The sequence below is a fragment of the Zongyangia acetica genome, from assembly GCF_038739695.1.
GTDB lineage: Bacteria > Bacillota > Clostridia > Oscillospirales > Ruminococcaceae > Zongyangia > Zongyangia gallinarum.
In genome coordinates, this window is record NZ_JBBEWN010000042.1 from 1 (window position 1) to 1,393 (window position 1,393).

Genomic DNA, 1,393 nt, shown 5'->3' on the forward strand with positions numbered 1-1,393 from the left:
CTTTTTTGTGGAAAACTCCGCGTTTTTCTCTGCTTTCCCGGTGCTTTCCCGGTCTCAGGCTTCCACCGAAAAACGAAAATGGGAGCGCTGCAGGTTTTCATTCTGCAACGCTCCCTTCTTTTTTATTACGCCTTTTCCGGAAGGCCGTGATAGAAGATGATGATATCCTCATACTGGCCGTTTTTCAGATGATAGCCGCCGGGGATCACACCTACCCGGACAAATCCCAGCCGTTCATAGAGGGCGATGGCCCTGTGATTGGTCGCCACGACAGCGTTAAACTGCAGTCCGCGAAAACCGCACTCCTCCAGCGAGTTCAGAGAATGAAGCACCAGCTTTTCCCCGATGCCCTCTCCCCGATGTCCCTGCTTGACCCCATAGGAAGCGTTGGCAATATGCCCGCACCGGCCTATATTGTTGGGATGAAGGATGTAAAGGCCTACGACTTCCTCCCCGTTGAGAGCGCAGACGGTGCGGGTTTGGGAGGCGAACATCTCCCCTGCCTCCTGGAGGGAGAGAGGTTCAGCGCCGGGAAAGCTGACGCCCTCTATCACAATTTCGTTCCAAATTTCGGTCATCTGGGGCAAATCTTTTTCTTCAAACTGCCGCAATGTAAGATCCATGGTTCCTTCCCACCTGTCATTTCTACAGAATTCGGCCATCGTCTGTCCAAAATTCTTATTTTTGATATATTTCTATTAAATTATACTATATGTAATTATTTTCTCCGCCAAATGGCCAGAATAAAGGGGCATTCCGGCACATTGATGAGCCGGTGAAGGAGAGCGTCATAGCGTTTTTTGTCCAGCCCCGCCGCATATTGGGTGAGATATTCGCCTTCTCTGGCCCCTTCCGAGTGCCCTGGATAGACCACGATGAGCAGGCACCCCTTAGGGGAAAGCATGGCAACGGCCCGCTCCACCGCCAGCTTGGTGGTGGAAAGCTGGGTGGTTACCGCATGATCGCCGTAGGGAAGATAGCCCAGGTTGAACATCCCAGCGTCGATGGGGCAGGGGATATGCCGGTTGGCAAGCTCATGGCTTTCTAAAATCAGCGTGACCCGGTCTTCCATTCCTTCCTGTGTCAGGAGCGCACGGGTATTTTCCAGCGCCTGGGGCTGGATATCAAAGGCATAGACCTTTCCTTTCGGCACAAGGCCCGCCAAAAACAGGGTGTCGTGGCCGTTGCCCATGGTGAAGTCCGCTACAATGCTGTCTTCCCGGATAGAGCCGCTGATGAGTTTTTTGGCTGTCTCCAGTATGGATTCCAATGCTATTCCTCCTATTACAATAAATTTGGACAGGAAAGCCGGACAGCCAGTCCGGCTTTCCCTCCATCTCGTGCCTAAGCTACAATGAGAGGAGCAACTGGCTGACCAATCACTCCTTGGGCT

Annotated in this window: 2 protein-coding genes; both read right to left on the reverse strand. The window is 52.6% G+C overall.

The window, feature by feature from the left end; translation table 11 throughout:
- Positions 1-125: 125 nt before the first annotated feature.
- Positions 126-623, reverse strand: coding sequence for a GNAT family N-acetyltransferase (locus tag WGC32_RS14975; protein ID WP_342683071.1), 498 nt, complete (start codon positions 621-623; stop codon positions 126-128).
- 95 nt (positions 624-718) lie between these two features.
- Positions 719-1,270: a tRNA 5-(aminomethyl)-2-thiouridylate-methyltransferase MnmM gene (gene mnmM, locus WGC32_RS14980; RefSeq protein WP_342683073.1), complete on the reverse strand. Its 552-nt coding sequence runs from the start codon at positions 1,268-1,270 to the stop codon at positions 719-721.
- Positions 1,271-1,393 lie beyond the last annotated feature (123 nt).

Coding starts and splice junctions, on each gene's coding strand:
- WGC32_RS14975 (WP_342683071.1), bottom strand. CDS start 623: ATGGATCTTACATTGCGGCAGTTTGAAGAAAAAGATTTGCCCCAGATG.